Genomic DNA, 25,216 nt, shown 5'->3' with positions numbered 1-25,216 from the left:
GGCCCCGTAGGGCCCAAGCGTTAGTCGATTAGTTCGTTCCAGCCTGCTCGAGGTGCGGGCCGACGTAGGCCACAACGACACGGTTATCGAGCACATCGAAGTAGACCCGCATGCTCTCTACCGGCCCCCACCCGTTCCCTACCCTCAAGCGGTACTCAAAGAACCGCGGAGCCCCCTGGTAGACAAACTCCCTCTGCGCTCGCATCTGGGTGGTGACCTGAACCGTTTGGGACTCTCTGGCGGCAAAGCCATTGCTGAACATCTCGCGGCCCACCTTCCCCATGGGCACGCCCTTGCGCACTTCATCCAGGTACTCGAAGAGCAGCTTGCCCAGCATCTCAATCAGCTTGTCTGGTTGAGCAAAGTGCTCGGCGCTGCGAGCGCTCTTCCAGGCTGAGTCGAGAATCTCGACTCGATCTTTGGCCGTGTAGGAATAGAACCGCAGGATCTCTTCGGGCGAAAGACGCCGGCCTCGTGCGATCCGGCAAGAAAGGGCAGCAAGATCTTCGTCAGCACAACCCAATGGCTGGTCTGGACGCTTCTGCAGCGCCTCGACAAGCTGGTTCAGCCGGAAAACATCCGCTCTAGACTCCTTGAGCTCTCTTTCAAGGGCGTCGTTGGCATTGAGCAGATCGAGCTCCAGATCATTCTTTGACTCATCAGCTGCTGGTGCAGGAGCCTGGGCTGGCGCGATCACAACTGGAGGGGCCTCCACTTGCTCTACCGGCGGGGGAACTGCAGCTGGGGTCTCCTCCACCAGAGCACCAGGATCCTTTGCACGGGCTACTGCAGCACTGAAGCGGTCGATGCTTACGGCGAACCGCTCCATGCGGTCGAGCGCGTCATCAATCATGGTTGGGAGTTTCTTCGACAGCTCATCACCTTTCTGGCTCAGGCTTCCAATTTCTTTGAAATCCCCCTTGTCCCTGAGCAGCGTTGCGAGCTGTTCGTGTAGCTCCTCGATCTCAGAAACCGCATCGTCAATTTCGTCGAAGAGCTCGCACTCCAACTCTGTATTCAGCGAAGCCAGAAAGTTTCTTGCTTCAGCCAAGACCTCATGGTCCCCAAGCTGAACCTCATCAGGGAAAACGATTTTCGATAGGTTCTCTAACCTGAGTTGTGCTCCTGGGTTGAGGTCTAGATCAGACAGTATGGACAGCCTGGTCTGCCAGCTCCCATGGGCACGAACTAGCAGGGTGGTGAATGCGTGAATTACAAGATAAGAGTCCGGTCTAGATGCCAGCATGAACGCTTGAATCGTCTCCAGATAGAAATCGACCGCGTCATTACTGCAAATCAACCTTTGCCGGCTGCAGCGAGAGATTATGTCTGCTAGGTAATATGCAGAAACTTCGGGGCTGCTCTCAAACAGAGGGCTCTCTGCGTTCAGCCCCTGGGAGTCGGTGATCGACTCAATGACGCGACCACCATAAACGTCTTCTAGGCGTTCGTAGCAAGAGATAAGCGCTTCACGGATGATTGGCTGAGGGATGGACATGAGCAAGAGGTGCAGAGCCATGTCCACGACATAAACGTTTTTCCCTCCAGATAGCTCCTCGTCCCTGTTCAGCAGGGTGGATATCAGAACCGCTGACGTGGCAATTTCTCGGCTGAACCCACCGGCATCGCATATTTCCCCTATCTCAGGAATCGCTTCTTCGACCCTATCAAGTAGATGATCCGCCCGCGCCCCAGTTATATCACGGAGTAATCCGTTATACGTTTCTTCACCTAGAAGTCTCACCATCTGCTTATGTAAGTCGACTAGGTCTTTTATTTCGTTTGCTCGCTTGAACCCTATCTTGTCTACGAAGGCCTTAAATACGCCGGGATCCAGAATCGTTAGGGTCAGCAATGCACCGCGTGGAATTGCTTTCAGTGCGCCCTTGGCTCTGCCATTAATCTTTATCCCTGACTCCACTACCTCTCGCCAAAGAGCGTTCATAGCCTCCCGTGAACCAAGCAAGGTTTCCCAGGCTTCGTCGCACGTTTCCTCACGGAAATACAGCATCGGCGGGCGTGCTAAAAAATCAGACTGATCGTTCACTCGGGACATTCTCTTCACCTGACTATGGGGTAATTTTTGCGACGTTGACCCGCTGTTGATGGCAGCCAGCCATCAGCAGTAGGGGCCCATTCTAAGGGGCCAGGTAAGGGACGAATACAGGGTGTTGCACATTGCCTGACTCGTGCGAGCCTGAATGGGCATCCACATACGAGGGGTTCCCCATGCCTGCACGGCACATGCAAATCCACCTGATCGACAAGAAGCCGGACGGCTCGCCAGCCGTCTTGCATCAAAGCGAGACCGAGCTTCCGCTCAACGAAAGCACAGAGAACCTTCTGTTCGACCTGAACGAGGCTTACAACGCCAAGCAGGGGAAAGCCTGGGGCTTCTTCCACGATGAGTCGGGCGCCTATCCCCTCAGCGGCTGGCTGAAAGACTACCTGGACGGTGCGCGGGAATTCGGTGACTTCACCACTACCGCCGTCGAGCACCTTCAACGGCTGATGGAAGAGTCCAACCTTTCCACTGGCGGCCACGTGCTGTTCGCACACTACCAACAGGGCATGACCGACTACCTGTCGATCGCCCTACTGCACCACCGGGAAGGCATCACGGTAAGCGAGAAGCTGGATGTGACGCCGACCAAGCACGTCGACCTCTCGCAGCTGCACCTGGCCGCCCGGATCAACCTCAGCGAGTGGCGAAACAACAAGCAGTCCAAGCAGTACATCTCGTTTATCCGCGGCAAGAACGGCAAGAAGGTCTCGGACTACTTCCGCGACTTCATCGGCTGCCAGGAAGGCGTTGATGCGCCGAGTGAGACGCGCACGCTGCTGAAGGCGTTCAGCGATTTCGTCGAGGCCGAGGATCTGCCTGAAGAGCAAGCTCGCGAGAAGACTGGCACCCTTGTCGACTACGCCACCACCCAGGCCAAGATTGGTCAGCCGATCACCCTGGAAGAATTGTCCGGCCTGATCGATGAGGATCGCCCTCGCGCCTTCTACGAGCACATCCGCAACAAGGATTACGGCATGTCCCCGGAATTTCCGGCCGACAAGCGGACCCTCAACCAGTTCAAGCGCTTCACCGGTCGTGCCGAAGGTCTTTCAATCAGCTTCGATGCGCACCTGCTCGGCAATAAGATCGAGTACGACGAAAGCCGCGACGTGCTGACCATCCGGCAGCCGCCTGTACAGCTTAAGGATCAGATCAAGCGATCGAACGGCTGAGATCCGGCCCTCTGCCCCACTGCCATCCTGCTTGCTGGCCTACCCCAGGTCCTCAGGCAGGATGATTCGCCGGGTTGCGCTTTTCGATCTTGTGGAACAATACCTACATTCAAGTGCTGCTCTGCCTGGTGCTGAGCAGACATGATTGAGAGGACTAGGATATGAACGCAGATCGCAAGCGCCACGCCCAGAAGATCGCCACCTATACCGCCGCTGTTGAGCGTGCTGGCTTTGCTAAGGTCGAAGCCGTGATTGGCTCTCAAGCCGCGGGCAAGTTTGAGCTGGCTGCTGATGCACACCGTCGCCAGCAAGCTGACCACATCGTTGCAGACTTCCTGGCTGACGCGCAGTCGTCGGTCAACGACGATGATTTCGATATCTACGACGTCCTGCGTTCCGCCTAACCAATCCCACCACACGCGTAGAGAAGGGTCGAGGATGAGCAACGCAGTTATTGCTGGGCATCAGTTCCGGGCAGCCATGTGGCGCCGGTACGCGCAAGCCTGGGACGGCCGGAAGACTCCGACTGGCGTCGGGCGTTCGTGGGTTGAGAACATCCTGAAGATCAGCCGCGAGGAATGCATGCGGCGGGCTTGGGAAAGCCTCAATCTTTCACGGAAAACTCAACGGTAGCCTCACTCAATGCGGGCCTATGCGGCATTCGAGCACGACTACTGCTGCATATCTGCAAAAGATCCTTTCTTACGACCGACTGAAGAAACGAGCCGTGGCCAAAGCAGCTACAAAAGACGAGATCGAAACCCTCGAACGAGAAGGATACTCCTTGGGTTGGCAGGATGGTCTCATGATGCGTGAGTGCGCTCCCCCCTTCTCCGTACACTCGGTTCAGGGCCGTAAGTATCTGGCTGGCTACAAGGCAGGCAAACTGCATCGTGAATTCCTCAACGCACGCGGAATGAGGCACGTATCCCGCTCAGTCGAGAAAACCAGCTCTGGATGGCACTGGATAGTCCTTGTCGAGGGACAGCTAGCTGCCAGTGGCTGTGAGAAGACCCGAAAACAAGCAGAGGGGGTTGCCGAAAGCACTGCAATCGATAAAGCCTTCTCCCCCCTCATCTGAAAGCAAGTAACTGAGGAAAGCCCATGAAACTGTTCGTTCTGTTTGGTCAACGTAAGTGCGATTACCCTGGGCAGTACGCCCTGGAGGCCCTGGCCTGCATGGATGAAGTGGGACAGTCTGACAACCCCGACTACCTGGAAGGCGAACACGCCAAGTACCAACAGAGCCAGGAGTTCGATCGGCTGAGCCTCATTCCGCTTGAGGTCAGTGAGAAAGACATTCGCCGTATCATGTACCCCGAAGACCAGGTGGTTTCTGCCACTGTCATTGAGCCCGAGTGATCAAGAGACGCCCTATGGATACCAACCCCACCCTCCACATCGTTACTCGCCTGAATGGCGGTTATGCCCGTGAGGATGCCCCCGAGATCAGTATTATCGGCTGCTTTACAGACGCCGGCGTGGCCCGCTCCGTTGCTCTGGCAACCTCCAGCAAGGTCGTACCTGTGGTTCTGAATTCCGTCGCCGGCGGCCTGTTGGATTCGTTTAAGCAGTTGGGGCTATCCTTCGACCCTCAGGTGCTGTCCTGCACCATCAATGCTCAAGCCCAGATCGAGGGGTCTGACAACAACTAGGTAGCCCACCGTGACCCATGCCACCGCGATTCAAACGAATAAACTCATTGGAAATCGCCGCCGACCAGCCCCGCCTAGCCAGGCGAAAGTAGCCGCTATGGTCGATAGCATTCGTACTCTGGGCAGAATCGTCGAGCCATTGGTGGTCCGTCCTGTTGCAGGTGGCCTTTACGAGATAGTCCAGGGTGAAACGCGCTGGATGGCTGCGAAGCAGCTGAACATCGAGATAATTCCTGTCCAGGTCATTCCTTTTGACGACCACGAAAGCTCCATAGTTTCTGTGATCGGCAATCTGAATCGAGAGGCCATTCAGCCAAGCGAAGTTGTAACTTGGCTTGAAAGCGCGGTCTCGGAGTTTGGAGTGAACGCTGCTGAAATCGTGATGGAGATGCTCCCGGCTCTTCGGGAGATAGCAGCTTCGCATCCAGAGCAAAAAGACCGTATCAATGCCATCCTGCTCAGCTGTGGCGTCGAGCAAGACGAAGGAAATACCGATGAAGCGTGATCTCCTCGCTTCTATCGGTGCCGATGCCAGCCCTCTGGCCCAGGCTGCCAAGAAAGTCCTCCGCGAGGCGCTGGATCGGGTCGAGGTGCATCCGTGCGACGAGGGCGACGACACTATCGCCGCCAAGCAACTCCCTCCCGAGTTGCAGGCACTACTCCAGGCCCTGATTGATGTGGACGAGCAGCACCAGCAGGCCACCGACGACTGAAAGCCGAAACAGCCTCAGCGCGTATGCGTTGGGCTTTCTTTCTTCGTTCGCAAGTAGCAACAACCCCTCAGCCCTCCCCCGCACTCTTAGCCACCTGGCTCCCCAAGACGCCTAACTGCCCCCACAAGTGGGACGAATGCACCACTTGCATATTCCAGTTTCTCTGGAGAATCCGCTCAAGGAATTCCTGCCTGTAAAGGCAATGGCGTTCTAGCGCTGCCCAGCATTGAGCCGGGCATAACGGATTTACAGGAGAGCCCCCATGAACATGCCCGTGGTCACCCTCGACCACCTCAAGAGCCATGTGCTTCCCCAGCTATTCCAAAAGCCGGCAAGCATTGGCGAATACGGCAACCTTGCTACCTCTTCCGCCAATATGGACAAGCTTTCCTCCCTCATGGAGAACGGCGCCGCAAGTGCACTGGCTGCGAAAATCGCAGAGGTCCTGTCCAAGATGGCGGACGCAAGCCCGGAAAAGATCACCAAGCCTCCGACCTGGCTAGAGCGTTTCCTCGGCGGCGGCCTGGAGAAGCAAGTCCGCTACCGAGTAGCCCGCAAGACGCTCGAGCAGCTGCTCAGCGAGGCCGAAGGTCATGCTCAGGGCGTACGTGACACCGTGACCGCCATCGACGTGCTGATCTACAGCCATGGCGAGGAAACCGCCTGCCTGAAGATGTTCATCCAGGCTGGCCGTGAGTACCTGGACGAGCACCCTAACGCCGGTGCTATCGCCGAGGGCTCGCTTGAGTTCGATCGTCCACGCGAACGGCTGGCCCGCAAGCTGGCCAACCTGGCAACCCTTCTGGCTTCCCACGAACTGAGCATCAGCCAGATGAAGCTGAGTCGCGCCCAGGCCGTCGACATGCTCGACCGCTTCAGCGAAACGGTCTCGGTGCTGGTGCCGGTATGGCGCCAGCACACGCTGACGCTGATCACCACCACCCACATGTCCCCGACGATGGTTGCTGAAGCCAGCAAGGCTCACCAGGCGCTGATGAACAGCCTGTCGCACAGCCTCGACGGCATGAAGCACCACTAACCGGCCTTCGCCAATCGAAACCGACTCCTATCGACTCCGAGGTAATTCCCGTGCAAGCACCAGCCATCGTGACCACGTCCACCACAACTACCGCTCTCGCCCTCACCGACCTGCAGGCGCTCGGCCTCCAGGAGCAGGACATCCCCGAGATCAACGCACTGGCGGCTCGAATCCAGGGTGACAATCCGCTCACCGTGGCGGAGTTCGGCCGTGCGGTCGCTGACCATACCTCCCGCTATGCCGACAGCCTTCTGGATCAAGTACGCAACCGCGACCTCGACGACGCCGGCGCCAAACTGACCGAAGTGCTCACCGTGGCCCAGGGCGTCAACGTCAATGCCCTGCTGAACACCCGCTCGCGCGTTCCTGTCGTCGGCCCGCTGATCGATCGCCTCAGCCTCAAGCGCCGCAAAGTCATGGGCGAGTTTGACACCACCCGCCAGCAGATCGAAAAGCTGGTCGCCGAAGTCAACCTGACCCAGTCGGGCATCATCACGCGGAACGCCGGCCTGGAAGACATGTTCCTGTCTGTCCGTGAAGAGCACCGCCTGCTGGGCATCCACATCGCCGCGGGTAAACAGCGCCTGGGCGAATTGACGGTCCAGGCCAACCAGATGCGCGGCGATATCGGCAACGACCCTGCGCGCCTGCAGCAACTGGCCGACCTCGACAACCTGATTTCCAACCTGGACAAGCGTATTGGTGACCTGACGGCCCTGCAGCAATCGGCCATGCAGACATTGCCGACCATCCGGATGATCCAGGCCAACAATCAGATGCTGGTCGACAAGTTCCACTCGATCCGGGAAATCACCGTCCCAGCCTGGAAGCGGCAGTTCATGCTGGCGTTGACCCTGAACGAGCAGCGTAATGCTGTGCAGCTGGCCAACCAGATCGATGACACCACAAACGATCTGCTCAAGCGCAACGCCGAGCTGCTGCACCGCAACTCCGTCGAGACCGCGAAGGCGAACCAGCGCCTGGTAATCGACGTGGACACCCTGAAGGTCGTGCAGGACACGCTGATCAAGACCGTCGAAGAAGTCATCAAGCTGCAGCGTGACGGCGCCGAGAACCGCCAGAAAGCCGAGCGCGAGATCCATGGCATGCGTATCGACCTGCAGAAACGCCTGAGCCGAGTGGAGAACCAGGCCGCCCCCATGAAGGAGTTGCATTGATGAGAGTCCTCTCCGGGTTCCTGGAGAACCTACTCACACAGCTGAAGCCTCCCCAGCAGATGGTGGAGGCACCACGACAGGCGACGCTGGCAGAGAGTTACCAGGAGCCAGTGTCAGCCTTGGCTAATCGAGCGGGGTTGCTACTTCGGTTTGCAGTGATCTCCGGTGGAGTCGCGCTTGCCGCCGGTTTGGCGGCCCTGATCTGCTATGCCGTGGGCTGGAGCCACCTACCCACGTCGGCTATCGACCAGATCGTGATTCCTGAGCATGCGGCTGGTTTGTTCGCCCCTGAAGCCGTATCCCACGGCGGAGGCAGAACAGGGGGTGGTCTCGGCGGCCTATCCGGTGCAACGGCCACTTTTGGCAATGTGAACGACATGCTCTATGACATCGCGACGGGATGGTTACTTCGCGGTCTTGGAATCGCTGCATTGCTTTTCGGCATTGTCACGGCATTAATGCGTCAAAACATCATGCCTTTATTCATGGCTATGCCGCTCCTTATCGCACCCAATATATTGGGCGCGATGTTCGAAGCAACGGACTCCGAAAGCGGCAGGGTCGCTCCAACGGAGAACAAGCTACTGGTTGCCGCCGAAGATAAGGACTACCTCACGATCAAAAAGCTGCTGGGAGAGAAAGCCGACATCGACGACTTCACGAAGGTGTTCATCCTTTCCCAAGCGGCGATCGCGGCCAACGTCCATGAGCCAAAGGTCCTTCTGGAAGTGACGAAGGAACTTCGTTCCAGCGCCTGGGCCAACCTGAGGCGGGACACGCGCTCTGGTAAGCCTGGCTTCTCTATTGATCCTCAGGTGGCCTACGCGATTGAGACGGCAACCGACGGTACAGTCAGCAATCGTAAGGCTGTGGAATACGAGAAAGGTGCACTTCGGAGCTCGGCGTCCTGGAGGTCGGCCGGCTGGCTGGCGGCACTGGCGGCTGTATTCTTCGGAATCATGGCCGTCGGCCCGCTGTCCCTCTCCCAAGTCATCTCGATGCGGCTGAAGCGCCTTCGGGTACTTTTCAGTCAGGCGGACTAATCGTCATCATCCGGCTTCCCGGTCGTATGCATGGCTATGGCCAGTTGGCCCTGTTGTGGGAAACTGGCCATGGTCATCGCAATGCTCGCAGGCTTGATGACACGCCACTGATTGAGGCCCCCCATGACCATCAACGTAGAACCGAATCTACCCGTTGAACTGGAAGTGTTTGAACGCAGGGTTGACGGTTTGCGGACTGTTGAGTTCGGCATCAAGGCCTGGGCATCTGCGTCTGTTCGAGAGTTCTACGCTTCAACAGAACGCTTAGAAAGTGGGCTGATTTACGAGATGAGTTGGGAGCAATTGCTTGTTTTCCAGGAGCAAATCTCCAGTCAGATCGAGACGCTGAAACCGCTGATTGAGTCCGGCAAAATCACTGCCAGGTGATCAAGGAAAACCATGAAGAACGTTATTTTTGCTCTCCTCTCACTGACCATACTCGCCGGCTGCGATGACTTGAGCGAAAAGGTCTCCGCCGTGAAGGCGGCTACAGGTGCCTCGAACACGCACAATTGCGTGACTACGGGGCCTAACTCGCCAATCGTGGTCGGGAATAGCAGCGTGGTTATCATTGACGGGAAGAGCTATCCGCCAGGGCAAAGCGCTGATTGCGCACCAGGTTCCAGCAATATCACAACGTATGGAGCGAACAGCCCAATCATTACAAGTAATAGAGGGCAGGTAATCATCAACTACGGAAGCCAAAACGAAGAAACCCGGCGCTAGGCCGGGTTTCCGTTTTTATAACACCCCGATTCGGCAATCGTCTAAGACCGTCGAACCTTCTTTTCTCAGCAACTGAACTGCCATCAAATTTCAGCTGACTTTCTCTCGGTTCCTGAGCAGCCGCACCGCGTAGCTGGCGGCTATCTCTTTCTCTGCTTTCTCGTTGAACACCTTGGCCCCTGCGATCAGGTCTTCCAGCACCAGCTCCTCAGGTAGCTTTACGAGGTGGCCTGTCTGCAGATCTATCGCCGGCGATGTTGCATGCGGCCGGTACCAGACATAGAACGAGGTGGTACACAGGATATTCCCACCCTCGCTGTAGTACTCGCCGCTAAGGCGGTAGCACTCACCAGGTGATTCGCTGAAGTACGCGATTGCTGTCTTCACACCTACAGCGGTGTCGTAGTCCTTCTTAGCGACGGCGGTAGTGCACTGCATCGAAATGTCATCCACCGCCGTCCAGCCGGACTCCAGCAGGCCCTGCAGAATGTGTTTTTTCATTTCTTGATAAAGCATGGAGATCTCCTTCAAATCAGGAAGACCATGCCCTCAACGGGACATGGCCCGTTGTGGGTTGTATTAGTTCAGCTGACGATCTGAGCTCTCACCTGCTCGACAGTCATCCAGGAGAAGGCCTGATACACGAAATTCGGTATCGCCTTCCACAGGATCTCTGCGAACTTGTCGTCAGTGTCGTACAGCTGCCCAACGTTTGCGGCTGGTTTGTACTGCGCCAGCAGAGCCAGGTCCTCGGACGTCAACTGCCGGGCCATTACTGGTCACCTGCATCCGATTCCTCGCCCTGCTCTCCCACGAACTGCTGGTAGGCATTTTCCAAGCCCGCATCCGCGAAGATCACTTCGGCGCCCGTGCCAACCCACTCCTCGAGCTGGTTGATGGACGTCGGATCGGTCTCGATGTCGTAGTCTTCCTTGGCCGGAGCGTCGGTGAAGTAGAACCCATTGTTGAGGACTACCAACTCACCGCAGGTCAGGCGCAATTCATCTTGGATATCACCAGGCCCCCAGTTCGGCGTAGAAAGAATCCGCACCTCAGAAAGCCCGTGAGCGTCCATCAATGCCTTCAGCTCCTGCACACGCTGCAGCAGCTCGACGGCATCGGGATATACCGCGATTTCCGGGGCGGCGCTGCAGCCATCGGTAGGACGAGCATTCATGACCAGAACTTGCTTGATAGACATTTGGAACTCCTTTGCTGAGAAAGGAGGCTCCAACCCCATAGGGGCGGAGCCCCCAGAGGGAATGCTGCGATTGCAGCGGTAGGTGCTGGGTAACCAGCTTTTTCTAGGCATCCGCATGGATGACCAAAGAATCTTCTTACGACAGATGTGCGCTGTTGGAAGAAGACTCGACCTGGCCCCTTCCGATGTGACGGAAAGGACCAGGCAAGGCTTAGGCGGTGAGTTTCTCTGTCTCCACCTCGAGCAGCTGATTGCAGCTTTGGAAGTGCTCGAGCGCATGCTCGAGGCGAGCAGATCGCAGCTGTTGAGTCATGTACGGCCACTGGGTGCCCGTGGCATCGGCAAGGGCCGAGATGCCATCAATCAACTCCCAGTAGGCGCCACTCGCACCTGCCTGCACGAATTCGATCGCATGCTGACGAAGACGAACCCCGAAGGTTTCGATTTTCGACGGCTCGACCAGGGCCTGCAGGTTGGTGAGTGAGTTTTTAAGAAGGATCTTCGGCGCCAGACGCCCCAGAAGGTCGTTGGCCATTTTGACCGCTGTATCGGTTACGGAAGCCACGCGCTCTTGATTGCTGGCGATGAAAACCGAAGCGAGGTGAACTTGCTGTTCGTACAGAGTTTGCATTGGGTCTCTCCAGGTTTGGTGGAGACCCGCCCCCTGAGGGGACTGAGTCCCCAGAGGGTGAAAGTGTGCTTGGTACCAAGCTGCTCTTTCGGCATGCATAGGCGAAAGAAGTAGCCTCAGATACTACAACCTCGCGCGAGCTTTAGGAACTCACCAGCTCATGTTGGCCTTCTTTCTGGCTATACACCCTTCGTGTCACGAGCCATGTAGGAAATCTCCGCCCAGTCTGGAGAGGAAGCTTTTCCAGCTGAGTGGTGCTCGGGGAGGCAGCACACCCCAAGAATTGCTGGCCGCTTGCGGACTTCAGGGAGAATACGCCGAGGAAGCTTAGACGGAGGCAGGCGAGCCCCCTTCAACTTGGTCGCATCCGCAGGCGTGTAGCCGTGCTCAACCTCTTCAGGCCAGCACCCGTGAACCATATGGAAGAGCCTCATCAGATAGTCGTCTTGGGCCGCCATGTGCATGGCGTGCCAGGGGCAATCGTGGAAGAGCGTTGTACGGGCCAAAATTTGCTCTACCACCTCCCGGTGCTCATCCAGGCGCTTGGCCACTGAAAAGCTGTAATCCAGCTTGTCGCGAACCTCGGTCTCAGGAACGTAACCAAGCCGCCTGGCTGCCGCATCTACAAATCCTTTCAGGAGCTTCATTGTCACCACCAGATCAAGGGAAGGGCCTGGCCCCGGCACGCGGCCGTACCTGGGTACCGTTAAGCGATTCTCCCCGTCCTGCGGTAATGCATACTTTCAATTCGCCCCTATGCTGGGGGCATTTACTTCAGCCCCTACGATCCAGACACAACCGGCCCTGGTTGTCGTCTTGGCAATCCGGCTTTGATTAAGGCAATGCCCCGATGAGCAGCACCAGCGAAGAGCAGAAGAGTCGTCGTATCAATTTTTCACCCGAGACCAAGCTAGCCCTGGCTAAGCGTGCCGGCTTTCATTGCAGCTTCCCCAACTGTCTTGTCCCAACCACAGGCCCGACCGTTGATAAAGAAGGGAACGATTCCGCTGCTGGCATTGCAGTCGCGGCCCATATCTACCCGGCCTCAAAGAATGGGCCCAGGAAAACGGACGGGCTAACGGCTGAGCAGATCCGGGACATATCGAACGGCATTTGGCTTTGCCGCACGCACGGCACTCTGATTGACGACTTCCAGGATAAATACCCGGCTGAATACGTCATCGAGATGAAGATGGTGCGCGAGCTCGCCCAGTGGCTTTGCCTCAAGATGCCGGATGTAGCCTACTTCGTAGGCTTCATTGGGGTTAAGCGTCTCGATGCGATCGTCTGGAAGCACTGGCCGAACCCTGACGAACAGCAGATCCGGCTTGACGTCGTTTCAGAAGGGCTCAAGTGCACCCCGACCTCTGACGACCCGATCTGGACCAAAATCCCCGTTCCTCCTGCTGAGTTTGAGCTTAAGCCGATAACGAAGGCAGCCATCCAGCAGGCCTTGCAGATCGCAGCTCTTCCCTCCCCCATCCGGCGCGAATCATTCCCTGCAGAACGCCGTCGCGCAGTCGACATCGTCTCGTCCTGGGGGGAGCAGTCGAAAGGCTGGGGCTGGAATGGGAAAGGCCTTCTCATCAACGACGGCTATGTAAAGATCACTGCTCGTGACCCTGAATCCGGCGACATCGCCGAGCCGTTCTTGTGGGCTCGCGGCCGCTGCGCACACGTGTACGACTACTGCTTCGCAGACGGGGAATCCCTCTTTTTCGATGTCGACCACACCGTCTACCAGGTCTCCAATCTTAACTGGCACCTGAATGTCACCATCAAAGATGGCGAGTGCCGCACTTCGAGCACGCTGGGCATGCTGAGGCCCATCAAGCTGCGTGACAGCTACGAGAGACATGAGCGAGCTGAGTTCGAGGCTTACGCACAGGTGTTGGAGAAACTGGCCAGTGGATGGGAGCCAGTTGGGTATGTTGGCCTTGAACCTGGCGAGTGGTCGGAGCCAGAAAAAGTGCATCCCGAGGTGTTTCCGATTCGGAGCGAAATCACCGAAGTTCAGTTTTCCCAGGCTCTTGAACGCTGCGCGAGGGTGAAGCTTGGCTACGAGCTGGCAGAGGCCTGGGGCATTAGTTTCAGCTTCACCGATGCATTCTTCAGCGATGCCCTCGACGAGGACACCGTTCGCGCAGCCTCTGAGGCTCTTCTTGCGCAGCTCGGTCCTGCCCCGTATCCGCTCTTTGCCCATGGGGAGACACTAGTCTCGATTAACGAGCGGTGGGGAATCAGGTTGACCACCAAGCGTGGCTCTCTGTTCTTCGAGGTTGCTCAGGCCATTCCTAGCATCCAGCGCATCTTCTAGGCAGGGTGAAGCTTGCTCTTTACGCCGCGGTGAGACACTGCTGTTACTCGGCGGGCAAAGTGCCCGCCAACGGATAGGGAGCCTCACCGTGAGCGATCTCGACGCAAAAGATACTTTCCAGCATGGGCAACCCACGGCCCAGGCAAGCTCGGCACTGCTCAATGCGGTCGAGGTGCTACTTCGTGTAGACGCGATTGGTATCCGGACCTCCTCGAAGTTCAACGAGTCGATGGAGAGCCTGCGGTCTGCCTACGAGGAACAGCAAAACGCGGCGCCCTCCAACTGGCCGAAAGCCCTGGACGTTGGCCGCTTCGGCGACATGAGCAAAGCAGCTCACCTGCGCGTTGGTCTCGACGCTGACAACGACGTGTATGTCAGCGTCTACGACGAAGAAGGCGGAGCTGTAGTCGAGTTCAACACTTCCTTTTCCGGCGGCGGCAAGTCACCCCGCACTCGAGAGGCGCTTATTGCGCTGATGATCGCGATCGAGGAAGACAACGCTGCAGAACCATCGCGAGACTGGTGGGCCCGACGTCTTCAGCCGCCAAAGTGAGCGCAGCAGTACGCTCCAGATGGCCGCCATATGTGAAAATAAATGTGCAGCCTAGAACCGCATGTCTCGTCTGTAATACAGTAAACTAGCGGCCTACATCGAAGATTAATGCGCAAATAAATGTGCAGCACTAACGCCAAATCATCTACGCTTGGTGCACATTCCTTTTAGCACCACTCTTCTCAGATGACGCTGATCGCCGACAAAAGCTGGCTCAACCCCATTCTTCCCGAGACGCTCCCCGCGTCGATTCTGGAAAAGGCTGACACGCTACCTGCAAAGGCGGCGTTCCTGGCCGGGCGACTGGCGCCCGAAACTGCTGCTCGCTTGAGCAAGCTGCTGCTCATTACCAACACTTACTACTCGAACTTGATCGAGGGTCAGTACACCGAGCCTGCAGCCATGCAGATCGCCCAGAACGCCCCCAAACGCGAACGCCAACTGCTCAAGGACCAGGCGGTCAAACACATGGAAGTTCAGCGCTTGTTCGAGCGAGCCTTGAGCCGCTACCCAAGGCAATTCCAAGACATGTTCTCGACAAAGCTGATCAGTACGGTGCACTTTCGCCTGTTCCACGGCACCGACGAAGACAGCCGCCGACTCTCTGATGGTCGGGTGTTGGTGCCTGGAGCCTTGCGCAGCACTCCCGATGAGGAAGTATTTGTCGGAAATCACGCAGCGCCGGCTGCCACTGCTGTCTCCGCCATGCTGGCGCACCTGCAGGCTGGTTTTGGCGCCAGCAAGGACCCCCGCCGACGGCTGATTGCTGTGCTGGCCTATCACCACCGTCTAGCCTGGGTTCACCCGTTCCTCGACGGGAATGGACGCGTCGCAAGGATGATCACTCACCTTCAACTGGTACAGCTTGGACTGGAGCCTTACCTGTGGTCGCTTTCGCGCGGGCTGGCACGCCGGCATGAAGACTACTACCGAGCTTTGGCGATGGCCGATCGGCAGAGAGAGGGTGACCTAGATGGCCGTGGGCAGATGTCACAGAAACACTACTTCGCGTTTATCGAGTTCATGCTCGACGTCTGCCATGACCAAGTGGACTACATGATTTCAGCCCTGGATAGGACGAAGCTTCGCGAGAGAGTGCTTCGGGCGTTCAAAACCAACGAGCGGCTGCTAGATGCTGGTATCCGGCCGGAGAGCGCCCCCGCGGTGATTGCGCTTCTCATGCAGGGTGCTCTCCCCCGCAACGAATTCAAGACCTTTACAGGCCTTCCACCTCGATCTGCTACTGACGAACTGACCCGGTTGATCAAGACCGGAATTGTCGTCAGCCCCACCCCAAAGTCCCGCACTTTGGAGCCGGGGCTGCCCGCCTGGTTTGCGCAGGACATCTTCCCGGATCTTCACCGTCGTTTTCAGTGAAGAGCGAGCTTGGCTTACTTCTACTCAGCCAAGTACAGCCGGTGGGTCTGCTCGATCTGCTGAATGAGGTTCTGATCCGTCATGCCGGCCAGGCCTGCAAACTCCCGCCAGCGGCTGACCGCATCGGCCACTTCCTTGATGACCTTTTTCCCATCCAGCTTTGAAATGTGCTTCGAGACCGCCAGCAGGTCATCGACCGTGAAGTTGTCCCGCTTGCCGTTGAGAGTCATCTGGTGGGACGAAACCCAGGGCGAATCCGCCCGGTACGCCCAGCACATGTCATAGGCCGGCGTGAGGTGCCAGACACCATCGCGCCACACCTGGAAGGCGATGTTGCGCGTGTGATCGTCCTGGTTGCGGGCAATCACGTTGAATACCATCCGCCGATAGAGCTCGATCTGCTCTTCGCGATCCAGGCCGAGGTCCCGGCAGACTTGCAGGGCCTCCTCGTAGCTGTATCCGCCCGGCATTGTGTAGTCGGCCTGGTCCATCGCACAGAGCGTCTGCACGTGCAGTTTGTCGCCGTCCTCCAGCCTGTCGAAGCGGCGCGTCATGAAGTGCGCCCGCGGGCCGTCGATGTACAGCCGACACTCTGTCATCTGCACGCCTGCGGCGATCGCCATGAGGTGGTAGGCGTACTCGACTCGCCCGAAGCCGGCCGGATCACCAAGGGCGCTAGCCCCGCTGCTCACGTCGAACTTGAAGAGCCAGTAGCTGAAGCCCTCAGGGGCCTCAATCTGCCCTGAGCAGATATCACCCGTCGCCTCATTGATGGCGATGATCGCCTTCGGGCGTTGCCCGCCGGCGGAGGAACCTACCTGAAACAGGTGCTTGAGCGCTTCATCCTCAGCCTCTGACTTCAGCTCCAGGTGCAGGCCATCGAACTGGGTTCTGCGCTCCTCCAGGATTCGCCCTGCAAGCTCCACCAGAGACTCCAGCTGGAGTTTTTCTGACTTGTTGCTGGCCTTTTCCAAGGCCGGCCGAAACTCCAGGGCGCCCATCCCGCGTGAACCGATGTACAGCAATCTTTCCACGGGAGAGAACTGGCGAGGATCTCGGCCGCTGGCCGCCAGCCAAGCGTCGATCACCGCGTTACCGAAGTCGTCGGGGAGGCAGTCAGACAGGCACGGCGGCAGGGACTTGAACGCCTTGGGGTTCAGCGACGGAAAGGCGTACACCTCACCGGGTACGGCCGGCATTGTCAGCGGCGCGATTTCCAAGCCTATTTCCGTAAAGGCCTGGTCGAATTCGAAGGTGCCGGTTGCCGGCGATTGGGTGTCATCCCAGAACACAGCACCTACCAGGGTATCCCAGAGGTACACCTGAGCTATTTTCGCCACGTCACTTCCTCGGTATCAGCAATGGTTGCTCGCCACGCTTGCTCAATTCGCCGCCTGGCTTGTGAACTACTATTTTCCCGGTTCGGGCCTGCCCGCCGCGCGAACTGCCGGCGGCGCGAATGCGGGTGACCTTCCCTGTCTTGGCCACCTCAAGGGGGCTGACGCGCGGTGCGGCGAGAAGACCGCTCATGAGGTCAAGGCTGTTGAGCTCTCGCAGCACGGCGATCAGGAGCTGGAGCGTCCCCCGCCCCTTCTCCAGCTTCTGGATAGTGGGTACGCTGACCCCCACCAGGCTCGCTATGTCGTCCTGAGTTATGCCCTTGCGCAAGCGCCGCTCACGCAGTGCTTCACCCAACTGCAGGGCAATTGCATCATCGCTTAGTCGCTGGATTCGCATAACAACAACCTTTCTTTGCTTTCAGCCGCCAATTTACGACCAACACAAAGATTTCTTTGTGTTATGACGATCTTAGCAGAGATTCATCATTCTGCACGTAAGGCAAAGGATTCTTTGTGTCACCTCGGCGATTCCGCCAATAACAGAAAGATTTCTTTGCCTTAACTACGCAAGACACACAAGGCACTTTAGCGGCGCTCCCCTCTACCCTCACCCTTGCTGATCGGCCGATGCTGGATGCTATGATGCAATCTCATCGTGCCCGCAAGGCACATGCGGGTTAGCTTCGCCCGGCCTAGGTCGAAGAAGCACATCACACAAACCCATCAGGGGCTCAAGCCCCTATGGGGCCTGGGCTCCTTCTCAAACCTGAAGGAGCTACACATGCAAAAGTTCACCGTCATCTCGATCAACGAGAGCACCGGCCAAATCGTTTCGTACCACGTCTACGCCGAAAACTCCCTGCACGCCTTCTCCACCGCCGCGGCGATGAGCGACTACCTGACCATGGTTGCCGCTTTGCCTGGCTGGCAGGAAGAAGACAAGGGCGTGTACTTCCCTGGCGAAAGTCCGGTCGATAGCGAGACTGCTCTTGGCCAGCCGGAAGTCTTTGGCGCCCCTGTTTGCCAGGTTACGGAGGCAGAGATTGCCGAAGTTCTGCGGGCCTATTCCCTGCGCGTGAGCAACACGCAAGGCGATTCGTTCGAAGAGATGGCAAAGAAGCTGATCGACGATCTGGACGCTGGCGACATCATCAGCACCGCTTTCGAGAAAGTGCCGGCGGACGCTGATGCAGCCGCTTGCAAGAAGGCAGTGTTCGATGAAATCCATGCGGCACTGGTCAAGGAAGGAATCATCGAGTTCTGACCAAACCAGCGCCTCACCAACAACCCTTGGGGGTCATATGCCCCTACGGGGCTGTGACTCCCTCCTGATTTAGGAAGGAGCAGCGATGAACAACCAAGCAGTCACTCAAGCCATCATGGCCAGCGAAGCCCGGTCGATTTCCGGTATCAAGTTGGCGGTACCGGAGTTGTTCGCCGATCCTGGCTTCCAGGATTTCGTGAACAAGTCTCCGGTCATGACCTGGCACGATAAAAAAGGCCCCATCAATCCTGACGATTGGGCCGATGTCGTGGTCTTCGTCGATCCCAGCCTCACTGGCGAGGGAACTGACAGCGATATGCCCTACTGGGATGTCATTGTCGAGAAGCTGAAGGCTGCGCTGGGGGGAGCCCACACCCAGGGGCAAGCGCATATGAGTGAGCACCTGGTCGTGGTGTTGACCAACCTCTAAACAGCAAAAGCCCCGCATCTGCGGGGCTTTTTGCTTTCTGCACTGGGTCGCTGGTTGACGTTGACGTGGCGCTACCGTTCTACCTCATCTTGAGGTTCGGGAATGTCGTTTGCCACGCTCTTGATCCAGGTGAGATCGATACTGGGGTTCATGATCTTGATGAGGTAGAACGGTGCTTCAGCGATGACGCCCCCAACATAACGACCGCCGGGTCCATTCTCAACATAGAGCGGTATCACCAGTATTGAGACGATAACGACAGCAGTCCACGTATTGTCGACCTTCATGCTGAGCAGTTCCGACACTACTCGCCACCATGCCTGAAGGACACCCAAGCCGAGGATGAGCCCCATGACACCTACGAGCAACGAGCCCAAGCCGTTTCCACTGGCGATCGCCATCACCCCGCCGGCCGCAAAGGTGATGAAGAGCGCACCAAGAACGGCTGATGCCAGCAGAACAGGAATGACCTTTGTATGCCGGTAGGTGTTCCAGACCGAATAGAACATTTCTAACCCATCCTCCAAATTACCATGCAATTAAGCCGGCAGTGACACCACGGTGCAGGACACCCCTTCAAAGGTCCACTGCCAGCGCTGCCGATGCCCGTCGACTTCAACGTCCAGCTCAGAACCACCCTGGTCAGCCACTACCGTGGCCTCCTCGCCCCGGTAGTCGATAACGGCGCCAGCGGGCAAAGCTTCGCGATCTTTGTCTCGGTCGTCTGCAGGATCTGCCGACGGCGTACCGCGCCATTCTTGGTACATAGCCAGCCCACGCTTGAGGTCCACCACCCCGTTCTCAGGCAGCTTGATCGCCCCCATCTCCAGAGCCATCTGCAGCGGCGCAGCAATCACTGCCATCGCATCCTCGAGCTGGACGTACGCCGCGGCCAACTCGGCCGCAGCATGACGTGCCTGCTTATGGCCACGTTTGAATGCCTGGCGCTCGCCATGGAGATCAGAGTCGGGCTCACAGGCCAGCCTCATAATGTTGTCGTGAAGATTCGGCACTTTTCCCTCCTCCGCTACCAATTCTGCCAGCCGTTACCGGTTCGACGGATCATTGCGACTTTTACCAGCAAGCCGATCCCAATCAAGAGCATCGCAAATCCACTGAAGGTCAGCAGTCGATTCTCAAGAAAGCCAAGAAGTGGCAGCTCCAGATATCCACGCATCCCGACCGAAAAGCCAAAGGCTCCGAGGGCAGTAGTTATGGCCACCAAGGCAATGCCGAACAACTGCCGCTCAACGCGAAGACGAAGACGCTCTTCGCTGATTGGATCACCCTGCCCAGCTGAGGACCGACTGAGCGGAAGGCTGGCGGTACCGAGCAGATAGCCGCCGACAGCGCCAGCGATGGCGGTGAGAGCAGGCAGCGCCATCGTCAGCGCCTCTCGGGTACCTGGGGTCAAGGATGTTGCGAATCCGCCAAGAGCCAGGCTGACGGCCAGGCCGGCGGCGCAGCCGGAGGCAATGACCATGATGATTGCTAAATTGAGCCGTACGCTACTCATCTGGGGCATCCCTCTTCAGGCCAACAGCACGGATTCGAGCACGGCCAGGCCGAGCGGGGAAAAGTTCACGTCAAAGCAACGGTCGTCTGCATCGAGCTTCTCCGGCATTGAGGCGATGATCCCTTTCTCACGGCAGGAGGCGGCAACTCGAAACTCGGTGCGTGCGCACTCAACGCCATCGCCTTCGGAAAGGTCGCTGTCAAAGGTGAGCAGAAACAGCCGTTGGGGTTCGGTCAGCTTGCGAGCGATCTTTTCGGCCTGCAGCTTGAGCAGGTGCGCCTGCACCTCTTCTGCTGGAATCTCTGCCTTGGCCCATGCAGCGAAAGAGGTTCGCGTGCTGCTCGATTCCTGGCCAATATCAGTTGCCGCTTTGGCACTCAGGCAGCGGTACCGCAGGCAGTCATCGTCCTCGACACCGTCATAGAGCTTGTACTGCGGGCCTTCGTCCAGCACCTCGCGCACGCCAATCTTGCCGTCGCTGTAGAAGCGGCCCTTACCGATTTCAGCTTTCTTCATGATCCTTCACTCGGTCATTTCGAATTGTGTGGAATAGCTGGCGTCACCAGCCGTTGCGGGCGCAGCCTGGGAGGTGGTTACACGCAGGGCCTCAAGCGCCAGCGCGTGGAATTTTTCGAAGAACAGCGGGGCCAGGGTTTCGTAATCCGGGCGGCTGTCCAGAGGGAAGCCGATCGCCTCGTCCAGGTAGTCGGTCAACTCTTGCGTCTTGTCGTGCACCGCGCGGAATTCATCTTCATGCAGCCGAATGGCCATTTCGGTGCTGTTCAGCCCCTTCACCGCCGCGACATAGAAGCTGCAAAGCTCAATATGCCGCATCGCCTTCTCGGCCCCATCCTGACGGCCGTGAGCGTTGCTCATCAGGTAGCGGTTGATGGGGAATTGACAGAAAAGCCAGCTGGCCTGCTTGAAAAGATCCATGGGAGAGGTCCTTGAGTGACTGGGAATAGCCTCTCATGGAGCACTTGAAGTGCAAGTGTCCATCCGCCCCCGGATAGGTGGCGAATCCAGTTCAAACGGTGCCGAAACTTTGGACGATGCTCTCTGACAGCGTTATGAGGCCCGCCAGCTGATTCCGCGCAGATTGAGCACGGCTAGCATGGGCCTTCACATGGTCACCAGAATCAGCATTGATGGTGGCCAGCGAGTATTCGAGGCCATTTTCAGCACGATCCAGGTACTGGTGGAGATTGACCAAGGCATCACCGGGCAGCTGCTGCGCGACTGTGCGTACGGCCTGTAGGGCTGCCTCCATTTCTATGTGGGCCTCCGTAGCCTCTGCCGGGTCAAGCTGGATCCACCCATTGACAGCTGGCTCATGCAGCCCGGCAGCGAACAGCTCATTGCCTTTGGTGCACGCGAGGACGACTTGGCGAATAGCCTCTTGGATCAACTGGACTGCATTCATGGACGACTACCTAGCTTGCAAGCGCCGGATGGATGAAGGGAGCGTGCTGAGTTGGCAGCGGAAGGCTCTTCGAGGCAAGTCGCCGGCGAGCAGCCTGAGCCTGCTTTCTGGCATCGGCCTCGGTCTTGAAGGGCACGACGTAAACTTCACAGAGTTCGTAGTCCGGAGAGGACACCGGGCCTCCAGTAGACCAAGACCCATTCGGGAAGCGCACCACAGTAATTTTGCTCATCAGGATGAATTCCTATGTGAAATGCCTAGTCGGCCTGGCCAAGCTATTCACGGTGTACCAGGTCGATGATGGAATTGTCCCATACAGCCTGAAAGCGCAAGCCTGTACTTGTCAGCTACGAGCGGCCGCCGGGCAACTCAATCCTGAAATAAACCTACTGCAGGGGATCCAGCATCACAGCAGAGCCTGGTGCTTCCGGCGCATGCAGATCGGCGTAGATGCTCTCTGCAAGTGCAATATCCTCATCCGTCAGGTGCTGGAACAAGCCCGTCCGCTTACGCTGGGAGACACGCCCGCTGTTCTCGTAAATCACCGCGATAAGCAGCTCAAGATCACGGTTTGATAGGTCAAGCTCGCGATTCAGCTGCTCTTTGAACCTATCACGCCGGACCAGATGGCTGACCTCATCACGCATGAGCCCGTCCAGAACCCGAGCAGCGCTCTTATTGACCTCTCCCTGCAGATCAGTGATGTCCAGGTGAGCGAACAGATGGGCATGCGCCTCCTCCAACTCAGGGTCGCTGGCCAAGTCCACACGGTGGTACTGCGTGGCGCTAAGTAGCCGGCGTGACAATGCGTCGAGCGTGCCGATGTAACTGTCCAGGTTGACCAGCAGGCCGGCAGAGATAGGCATGATGATGCCCTGCAGTTTGAGACCCTCATTGGCCAGGATGTCCTGCATGATGAAGCGGGACAACCGGCCGTTGCCGTCCATGAAAGGATGGATGTAGATGAAGCTGTGCGCGATTGCGTTTAGCTTCACTAGCGCTGGGGCATCGCTGCGCATGACGCGCTCACGCATGACGAACCACTCTTCCATCATCTCAGGCACTGTTTCGGGCGCCGGCGGGATCAGGTGGATGAGATCCCCGCGGCCGAGCCAGTTTTGCAGATGCCTGTATGCGCCAATGGACGGATCGGGGCGCCCGGTGCCGAGGGCTATCCGGTGGATGTCGAACAGAAACTCCTCATCCAGCGGGCGTTGGCCCGCCTGCTCCAGCACTCGCACAAAGCGCAAGATTCGATCGGGAGCCGGGCGTTCGTGCTCGATCTCGTAGGAACTGCGGGTCTCTGTCGTCAGCAGGTACTGCGCCGCTCTGGCAATCTCGGTGACCGAGAAGTCGACCATCTGGTCATGCATGCGCTCAACTATTTGCGCATTCAAAAGACTGTCGTCGGCCCAGCCTTGGCGGCTAATCAGCGCTGAAAGCTGAGGCGTTCCAAGGAGATTCATCCGCACGCGATGCCTACGAGACATCTCCTCTGGGCCGGTGAAATACTTCTCTGGTGGGAGCAGGTGCTCATAGGGAATGTTCTGTGCCGCGTCGGGCAGAGGCAGCGGGTGGCCTGCAATTTTCTCGCAGATGTACCAGAGCCGGCGCAGATAGCCGCTGGCTGGCTTCTCAGCAATTGCCGCAGCCAAGTCATCCCGGACAGCGGGAATCTGGAATGCGCGCTCCAGGACGCCCAGATTTACCCCTTCGTACGAGAGCGCAAAGAGCATCTGGTCGACGGGGCGGTGCTCTCTGGCGTACCCCTTGGTGAAAACCTCTACTTTCACACCACCGGCGGACTTAGAGAGCGCTGGGCGGGAGCCTATGACACACTCACGATCAAGCGGCACGCAGCGAAGATCGAGGGCGTTGATCAGCCAGCTGTATCCGGCTCGCTCAATGGGTTGCCGCATGGCGAATTTCCTATAGAAAGCGCGGGAAAATTATAATTTACACGGTTTCATGGGAAAATCTTATAGCTATACATCCGGTCAAAGGGCTACGAGCGGCCGACGAGCAACCCAGCCCTCAGGCTCATCGTTGAAGGACGCCAGTCTGCTGTACTCGTGAAGGCATGCCGAGGTGTCCTCGTAGCAGAACCGCTTCTGGTAGGCGAGTTCACGAGTGACGCCGAGGCAAATTGCGTAGGTGAACATGAGTGGTAGCACACCCGCATATGTGCCATCTGGGAGGCGCTTTGCGCCGACGAAACGCGCGTCAGGACCTCGCATCCACTCTGTGAATTCGTCTTGTTGCCCTGCCCCATTGGGGTTGAGGGTTTCGTGTACGGACTCCATCAGCCCATATTCCCTGTTTTTCGTACTGCGCCGCAGGGTGCCATGGTTTGCCAGAAAAACAAGCGGTTCATTCAGCCCTATTCAGGGGCCTCCGGCTGTCATCGCCACGGCAATGCACTCTGGTCATTTTCCCGGAACTGTTTGATGAAGGCCTCTCTCGCTTTCTGGGCGCTCTCGTGAAGATCCATCTCGAGCTTCATAAGCTCATCCCGGCCAAACAGCCCAAGATCGCGACAACTCTGCAGGTACCCTTTGAGTTCGCGGGAGACCATGAATGCGTTGATGGGATAGTCCTGGTTCCGCATGTGCACCAGCAAACTGTGCACATGCCCCCTGGCGATAGCGGCGAGATCCTCTGTGCGGTGCTGGTGCTGGGCAAGGGCTTCCTTGAACAGCTCAGGCTCCAGAGCCTCCGCTGGCCACTTCTCATCGGGGCCCAGGCAGGTTGCTAAGCCCGTCAGGGCATGAGCTGCTCTGGCTTCCTCGACACACCCAGCCCCGTGGGAGCAGTTAACGCAGCCTGGCAACTGGGAGTACCGCTCAGCAACTTCGTTGTTCAACCGGCGCCGAGCCTGGTCCCACTCCTCCCCACGGCGAGCGTGCTTGCGGACATACTCATCATCGAGGTCCTGCGGATTGACCGTGCCGTCCGCCATCACTGAGCCAGCGCCAGCAGTTGCTTAATGTCCTGGTCATTGAGCATGAACACGGGCGCAGTACCGCCGCCTCCGGTCGTCCCCATGAGCACCAGATCGGCGTAGAGACAATTGGTCAGCGCGAAACCATGCCTGGCACCGGGCGCTTCGTATTTCCCTTTCAGCTCCAGGCCTGCGCGTTCGTAGAAGGGCACCAGCTCATCTCTGCAGAGCAGGCAAGTCCCGCGCGGATCGTCCAGAAGCATCTTTAGCATCTGGGAACCAAGACCATGGCCGCGGTACTGCTCATAGACGAAGATTTTGTGGCAGTAGCGAGGGAAAGCCGGATCTGGATGGACGAAGAGCAGCGCATAGCCGTACAGGCAGCCATCTTCGTGGCTTATCACTACCTTTAGGTGCCCAGCCCGGTAGCACTCCTCGAGTATCCCCTGGACGTGCTTGATCGCTTTCCGGGTTTCCTCTTCCGAGAAGCCAAAAAACTGCATAGCAAGGTCTGGCTGGGCCAGAAGATCCTGAAGAATGCCCTTGGCGTCATTCTCCAGAATCGCGGGGAGGAAGGTGTCGATCAGTTGTTGATCATTTACAGGCGTGCCTGTCATCGCGGATCGCTCCAG

33 protein-coding genes are annotated in these 25,216 nt (G+C 57.8%); 16 read left to right on the top strand and 17 right to left on the bottom strand.

The window, feature by feature from the left end; translation table 11 throughout:
- Window positions 1-28: 28 nt before the first annotated feature.
- On the bottom strand, window positions 29-2,056 hold the full coding sequence (locus A9513_RS15210) for a hypothetical protein (protein ID WP_086250761.1): 2,028 nt from the start codon (window positions 2,054-2,056) through the stop codon (window positions 29-31).
- A gap of 173 nt (window positions 2,057-2,229) precedes the next feature.
- On the opposite strand from A9513_RS15210, the gene yejK reads away from it, so the two are divergent.
- The 11 genes from yejK (at window position 2,230) to A9513_RS15155 (ending at window position 9,252) form a co-directional block, all read left to right on the top strand.
- The gene (gene yejK, locus A9513_RS15205; RefSeq protein ID WP_065327543.1) at window positions 2,230-3,237 is read left to right on the top strand and encodes a nucleoid-associated protein YejK; all 1,008 of its coding nucleotides are present in this window, start codon (window positions 2,230-2,232) and stop codon (window positions 3,235-3,237) included.
- Window positions 3,238-3,398: 161 nt separating this feature from the next.
- The gene (locus A9513_RS15200) at window positions 3,399-3,641 is read left to right on the top strand and encodes a hypothetical protein (RefSeq protein ID WP_065327542.1); all 243 of its coding nucleotides are present in this window, start codon (window positions 3,399-3,401) and stop codon (window positions 3,639-3,641) included.
- A gap of 323 nt (window positions 3,642-3,964) precedes the next feature.
- Window positions 3,965-4,318: a hypothetical protein gene (locus A9513_RS15195; RefSeq protein WP_141678430.1), complete on the top strand. Its 354-nt coding sequence runs from the start codon at window positions 3,965-3,967 to the stop codon at window positions 4,316-4,318.
- A gap of 23 nt (window positions 4,319-4,341) precedes the next feature.
- Entirely contained in the window at window positions 4,342-4,599 is a 258-nt protein-coding gene (locus A9513_RS15190) for a hypothetical protein (protein WP_065327540.1), read from the top strand.
- A 14-nt stretch (window positions 4,600-4,613) separates the two neighbouring features.
- Window positions 4,614-4,892 (top strand): hypothetical protein, encoded by a 279-nt coding sequence (locus A9513_RS15185; protein ID WP_065327539.1) that lies wholly within the window; start codon window positions 4,614-4,616, stop codon window positions 4,890-4,892.
- Between the two features lie 10 nt (window positions 4,893-4,902).
- Complete coding sequence (locus A9513_RS15180; RefSeq protein WP_083196142.1) at window positions 4,903-5,397, top strand: ParB N-terminal domain-containing protein; 495 nt, start codon at window positions 4,903-4,905, stop codon at window positions 5,395-5,397.
- Window positions 5,387-5,605: a hypothetical protein gene (locus tag A9513_RS15175; RefSeq protein WP_065327537.1), complete on the top strand. Its 219-nt coding sequence runs from the start codon at window positions 5,387-5,389 to the stop codon at window positions 5,603-5,605. The genes A9513_RS15180 and A9513_RS15175 overlap by 11 nt, the downstream gene beginning before the upstream one ends.
- Window positions 5,606-5,867: 262 nt before the next feature.
- Window positions 5,868-6,644, top strand: a complete 777-nt coding sequence (locus tag A9513_RS15170; RefSeq protein ID WP_065327536.1) for a protein KlaA — start codon at window positions 5,868-5,870, stop codon at window positions 6,642-6,644.
- Between the two features lie 50 nt (window positions 6,645-6,694).
- Window positions 6,695-7,822, top strand: coding sequence for a toxic anion resistance protein (locus tag A9513_RS15165; protein WP_065327535.1), 1,128 nt, complete (start codon window positions 6,695-6,697; stop codon window positions 7,820-7,822).
- Window positions 7,822-8,865 (top strand): hypothetical protein, encoded by a 1,044-nt coding sequence (locus A9513_RS15160; protein WP_065327534.1) that lies wholly within the window; start codon window positions 7,822-7,824, stop codon window positions 8,863-8,865. The genes A9513_RS15165 and A9513_RS15160 overlap by 1 nt, the downstream gene beginning before the upstream one ends.
- 123 nt (window positions 8,866-8,988) lie before the next feature.
- Entirely contained in the window at window positions 8,989-9,252 is a 264-nt protein-coding gene (locus A9513_RS15155; RefSeq protein WP_065327533.1) for a hypothetical protein, read from the top strand.
- A 429-nt stretch (window positions 9,253-9,681) separates the two neighbouring features.
- Here A9513_RS15155 and A9513_RS15150 read toward each other — a convergent pair whose 3' ends face one another.
- The 5 genes from A9513_RS15150 to A9513_RS15130 form a co-directional block, all read right to left on the bottom strand.
- On the bottom strand, window positions 9,682-10,107 hold the full coding sequence (locus A9513_RS15150) for a hypothetical protein (protein WP_065327532.1): 426 nt from the start codon (window positions 10,105-10,107) through the stop codon (window positions 9,682-9,684).
- A 68-nt stretch (window positions 10,108-10,175) separates the two neighbouring features.
- Window positions 10,176-10,364, bottom strand: coding sequence for a hypothetical protein (locus A9513_RS15145; protein ID WP_065327531.1), 189 nt, complete (start codon window positions 10,362-10,364; stop codon window positions 10,176-10,178).
- Window positions 10,364-10,792 carry a hypothetical protein gene (locus A9513_RS15140; protein WP_065327530.1) on the bottom strand — a complete coding sequence of 143 codons (429 nt, stop codon included), beginning with the start codon at window positions 10,790-10,792 and terminating at the stop codon, window positions 10,364-10,366. Before A9513_RS15140 ends, A9513_RS15145 begins: the two co-directional genes overlap by 1 nt.
- Window positions 10,793-11,003: 211 nt before the next feature.
- The gene (locus tag A9513_RS15135; RefSeq protein ID WP_065327529.1) at window positions 11,004-11,423 is read right to left on the bottom strand and encodes a hypothetical protein; all 420 of its coding nucleotides are present in this window, start codon (window positions 11,421-11,423) and stop codon (window positions 11,004-11,006) included.
- Between the two features lie 179 nt (window positions 11,424-11,602).
- On the bottom strand, window positions 11,603-12,070 hold the full coding sequence (locus A9513_RS15130; protein WP_065327528.1) for a hypothetical protein: 468 nt from the start codon (window positions 12,068-12,070) through the stop codon (window positions 11,603-11,605).
- Window positions 12,071-12,273: 203 nt separating this feature from the next.
- Here A9513_RS15130 and A9513_RS15125 point away from each other — a divergent pair, with 203 nt between their 5' ends.
- From A9513_RS15125 to A9513_RS15115, 3 genes are all read left to right on the top strand, one after another.
- Complete coding sequence (locus A9513_RS15125; RefSeq protein ID WP_065327527.1) at window positions 12,274-13,740, top strand: HNH endonuclease signature motif containing protein; 1,467 nt, start codon at window positions 12,274-12,276, stop codon at window positions 13,738-13,740.
- 88 nt (window positions 13,741-13,828) lie between these two features.
- The gene (locus tag A9513_RS15120; protein ID WP_065327526.1) at window positions 13,829-14,293 is read left to right on the top strand and encodes a hypothetical protein; all 465 of its coding nucleotides are present in this window, start codon (window positions 13,829-13,831) and stop codon (window positions 14,291-14,293) included.
- A 186-nt stretch (window positions 14,294-14,479) separates the two neighbouring features.
- Window positions 14,480-15,670, top strand: coding sequence for a Fic family protein (locus A9513_RS15115; RefSeq protein ID WP_083196140.1), 1,191 nt, complete (start codon window positions 14,480-14,482; stop codon window positions 15,668-15,670).
- A 20-nt stretch (window positions 15,671-15,690) separates the two neighbouring features.
- Here A9513_RS15115 and A9513_RS15110 read toward each other — a convergent pair whose 3' ends face one another.
- Together A9513_RS15110 and A9513_RS15105 are read right to left on the bottom strand one after the other, a co-directional pair.
- Window positions 15,691-17,010: a type II toxin-antitoxin system HipA family toxin gene (locus A9513_RS15110; RefSeq protein WP_065327525.1), complete on the bottom strand. Its 1,320-nt coding sequence runs from the start codon at window positions 17,008-17,010 to the stop codon at window positions 15,691-15,693.
- A 1-nt stretch (window position 17,011) separates the two neighbouring features.
- Entirely contained in the window at window positions 17,012-17,407 is a 396-nt protein-coding gene (locus A9513_RS15105; RefSeq protein WP_065327524.1) for a helix-turn-helix transcriptional regulator, read from the bottom strand.
- Window positions 17,408-17,791: 384 nt separating this feature from the next.
- On the opposite strand from A9513_RS15105, the gene A9513_RS15100 reads away from it, so the two are divergent.
- Together A9513_RS15100 and A9513_RS15095 are read left to right on the top strand one after the other, a co-directional pair.
- Window positions 17,792-18,274, top strand: coding sequence for a hypothetical protein (locus tag A9513_RS15100; RefSeq protein WP_065327523.1), 483 nt, complete (start codon window positions 17,792-17,794; stop codon window positions 18,272-18,274).
- Window positions 18,275-18,359: 85 nt separating this feature from the next.
- Window positions 18,360-18,704: a hypothetical protein gene (locus A9513_RS15095; RefSeq protein WP_065327522.1), complete on the top strand. Its 345-nt coding sequence runs from the start codon at window positions 18,360-18,362 to the stop codon at window positions 18,702-18,704.
- 71 nt (window positions 18,705-18,775) lie between these two features.
- Here A9513_RS15095 and A9513_RS15090 read toward each other — a convergent pair whose 3' ends face one another.
- The 9 genes from A9513_RS15090 to A9513_RS15045 all read right to left on the bottom strand — a co-directional run bounded on the left by A9513_RS15090 (window position 18,776) and on the right by A9513_RS15045 (window position 25,201).
- Window positions 18,776-19,213, bottom strand: coding sequence for a hypothetical protein (locus A9513_RS15090; RefSeq protein ID WP_065327521.1), 438 nt, complete (start codon window positions 19,211-19,213; stop codon window positions 18,776-18,778).
- Between the two features lie 30 nt (window positions 19,214-19,243).
- Window positions 19,244-19,717: a hypothetical protein gene (locus A9513_RS15085; protein ID WP_065327520.1), complete on the bottom strand. Its 474-nt coding sequence runs from the start codon at window positions 19,715-19,717 to the stop codon at window positions 19,244-19,246.
- 14 nt (window positions 19,718-19,731) lie between these two features.
- On the bottom strand, window positions 19,732-20,220 hold the full coding sequence (locus A9513_RS15080; protein ID WP_065327519.1) for a hypothetical protein: 489 nt from the start codon (window positions 20,218-20,220) through the stop codon (window positions 19,732-19,734).
- Window positions 20,221-20,235: 15 nt separating this feature from the next.
- On the bottom strand, window positions 20,236-20,736 hold the full coding sequence (locus A9513_RS15075) for a hypothetical protein (RefSeq protein WP_176707249.1): 501 nt from the start codon (window positions 20,734-20,736) through the stop codon (window positions 20,236-20,238).
- A 6-nt stretch (window positions 20,737-20,742) separates the two neighbouring features.
- Window positions 20,743-21,156, bottom strand: a complete 414-nt coding sequence (locus tag A9513_RS15070; protein WP_065327517.1) for a hypothetical protein — start codon at window positions 21,154-21,156, stop codon at window positions 20,743-20,745.
- Between the two features lie 91 nt (window positions 21,157-21,247).
- Window positions 21,248-21,643: a hypothetical protein gene (locus A9513_RS15065; RefSeq protein WP_065327516.1), complete on the bottom strand. Its 396-nt coding sequence runs from the start codon at window positions 21,641-21,643 to the stop codon at window positions 21,248-21,250.
- Between the two features lie 386 nt (window positions 21,644-22,029).
- Complete coding sequence (locus A9513_RS15060) at window positions 22,030-23,562, bottom strand: Fic family protein (protein ID WP_065327515.1); 1,533 nt, start codon at window positions 23,560-23,562, stop codon at window positions 22,030-22,032.
- 482 nt (window positions 23,563-24,044) lie between these two features.
- On the bottom strand, window positions 24,045-24,602 hold the full coding sequence (locus tag A9513_RS15050) for a hypothetical protein (protein WP_065327513.1): 558 nt from the start codon (window positions 24,600-24,602) through the stop codon (window positions 24,045-24,047).
- Window positions 24,602-25,201, bottom strand: coding sequence for a GNAT family N-acetyltransferase (locus A9513_RS15045; protein WP_065327512.1), 600 nt, complete (start codon window positions 25,199-25,201; stop codon window positions 24,602-24,604). Before A9513_RS15045 ends, A9513_RS15050 begins: the two co-directional genes overlap by 1 nt.
- Window positions 25,202-25,216 lie beyond the last annotated feature (15 nt).

It is taken from the genome of Pseudomonas sp. AU12215 (assembly GCF_001675465.2).
GTDB lineage: Bacteria > Pseudomonadota > Gammaproteobacteria > Pseudomonadales > Pseudomonadaceae > Pseudomonas > Pseudomonas nitroreducens.
Note: the sequence above shows the minus strand (reverse complement) of the source record. Positions and strands in the feature narration are given on the sequence as shown.

Bases quoted from the DNA above. Each gene is read 5' to 3' on its own strand.
- A9513_RS15210 (WP_086250761.1), bottom strand. From the start codon at position 2,056: ATGTCCCGAGTGAACGATCAGTCTGATTTTTTAGCACGCCCGCCGATG.
- yejK (WP_065327543.1), top strand. From the start codon at position 2,230: ATGCCTGCACGGCACATGCAAATCCACCTGATCGACAAGAAGCCGGAC.
- A9513_RS15200 (WP_065327542.1), top strand. From the start codon at position 3,399: ATGAACGCAGATCGCAAGCGCCACGCCCAGAAGATCGCCACCTATACC.
- A9513_RS15190 (WP_065327540.1), top strand. From the start codon at position 4,342: ATGAAACTGTTCGTTCTGTTTGGTCAACGTAAGTGCGATTACCCTGGG.
- A9513_RS15185 (WP_065327539.1), top strand. From the start codon at position 4,614: ATGGATACCAACCCCACCCTCCACATCGTTACTCGCCTGAATGGCGGT.
- A9513_RS15175 (WP_065327537.1), top strand. From the start codon at position 5,387: ATGAAGCGTGATCTCCTCGCTTCTATCGGTGCCGATGCCAGCCCTCTG.
- A9513_RS15170 (WP_065327536.1), top strand. From the start codon at position 5,868: ATGAACATGCCCGTGGTCACCCTCGACCACCTCAAGAGCCATGTGCTT.
- A9513_RS15160 (WP_065327534.1), top strand. From the start codon at position 7,822: ATGAGAGTCCTCTCCGGGTTCCTGGAGAACCTACTCACACAGCTGAAG.
- A9513_RS15155 (WP_065327533.1), top strand. From the start codon at position 8,989: ATGACCATCAACGTAGAACCGAATCTACCCGTTGAACTGGAAGTGTTT.
- A9513_RS15150 (WP_065327532.1), bottom strand. From the start codon at position 10,107: ATGCTTTATCAAGAAATGAAAAAACACATTCTGCAGGGCCTGCTGGAG.
- A9513_RS15145 (WP_065327531.1), bottom strand. From the start codon at position 10,364: ATGGCCCGGCAGTTGACGTCCGAGGACCTGGCTCTGCTGGCGCAGTAC.
- A9513_RS15140 (WP_065327530.1), bottom strand. From the start codon at position 10,792: ATGTCTATCAAGCAAGTTCTGGTCATGAATGCTCGTCCTACCGATGGC.
- A9513_RS15135 (WP_065327529.1), bottom strand. From the start codon at position 11,423: ATGCAAACTCTGTACGAACAGCAAGTTCACCTCGCTTCGGTTTTCATC.
- A9513_RS15130 (WP_065327528.1), bottom strand. From the start codon at position 12,070: ATGAAGCTCCTGAAAGGATTTGTAGATGCGGCAGCCAGGCGGCTTGGT.
- A9513_RS15125 (WP_065327527.1), top strand. From the start codon at position 12,274: ATGAGCAGCACCAGCGAAGAGCAGAAGAGTCGTCGTATCAATTTTTCA.
- A9513_RS15115 (WP_083196140.1), top strand. From the start codon at position 14,480: ATGACGCTGATCGCCGACAAAAGCTGGCTCAACCCCATTCTTCCCGAG.
- A9513_RS15105 (WP_065327524.1), bottom strand. From the start codon at position 17,407: ATGCGAATCCAGCGACTAAGCGATGATGCAATTGCCCTGCAGTTGGGT.
- A9513_RS15100 (WP_065327523.1), top strand. From the start codon at position 17,792: ATGCAAAAGTTCACCGTCATCTCGATCAACGAGAGCACCGGCCAAATC.
- A9513_RS15095 (WP_065327522.1), top strand. From the start codon at position 18,360: ATGAACAACCAAGCAGTCACTCAAGCCATCATGGCCAGCGAAGCCCGG.
- A9513_RS15090 (WP_065327521.1), bottom strand. From the start codon at position 19,213: ATGTTCTATTCGGTCTGGAACACCTACCGGCATACAAAGGTCATTCCT.
- A9513_RS15080 (WP_065327519.1), bottom strand. From the start codon at position 20,220: ATGAGTAGCGTACGGCTCAATTTAGCAATCATCATGGTCATTGCCTCC.
- A9513_RS15075 (WP_176707249.1), bottom strand. From the start codon at position 20,736: ATGAAGAAAGCTGAAATCGGTAAGGGCCGCTTCTACAGCGACGGCAAG.
- A9513_RS15070 (WP_065327517.1), bottom strand. From the start codon at position 21,156: ATGGATCTTTTCAAGCAGGCCAGCTGGCTTTTCTGTCAATTCCCCATC.
- A9513_RS15065 (WP_065327516.1), bottom strand. From the start codon at position 21,643: ATGAATGCAGTCCAGTTGATCCAAGAGGCTATTCGCCAAGTCGTCCTC.
- A9513_RS15060 (WP_065327515.1), bottom strand. From the start codon at position 23,562: ATGCGGCAACCCATTGAGCGAGCCGGATACAGCTGGCTGATCAACGCC.
- A9513_RS15050 (WP_065327513.1), bottom strand. From the start codon at position 24,602: ATGGCGGACGGCACGGTCAATCCGCAGGACCTCGATGATGAGTATGTC.
- A9513_RS15045 (WP_065327512.1), bottom strand. From the start codon at position 25,201: ATGACAGGCACGCCTGTAAATGATCAACAACTGATCGACACCTTCCTC.